The sequence below is a fragment of the Paraburkholderia sp. SIMBA_053 genome (assembly GCF_046534895.1).
Classification (GTDB): Bacteria; Pseudomonadota; Gammaproteobacteria; order Burkholderiales; family Burkholderiaceae; genus Paraburkholderia; species Paraburkholderia caledonica.
The window spans coordinates 1-233 of record NZ_JAWRXU010001796.1; the positions used below are offsets into that span (position 1 = coordinate 1).

Sequence of the window (233 nt, forward strand, 5' to 3'; positions counted from 1 at the left end):
CTTTCGACGGTCTTTTTAAGGCGCGATTCCGACGTGCGGTGATAACCAGCGCCCTGGCACATGATCGCGACGAGGCACGCATAGGCAAGCACATCGCAGCGCGCGTCGCTGAGTTCGAGCGCGCAGCGGTCGCTATCCACGTCCATCTTTTTCAGTTCTTCCGGCGTGACATGCATCATGCGCATGCGTGCAGAGTGGAACGTAAAGCGCTCGTCGGGGAAGAGCTCGTAGCG

The 233-nt window shown here is 59.7% G+C and carries 1 pseudogene; it reads right to left on the reverse strand.

Annotation, left to right across the window (positions count from 1 at the left end):
* Positions 1-233 (reverse strand): annotated as a pseudogene (locus tag SB753_RS41710) (Asp/Glu racemase); the annotation flags it as partial.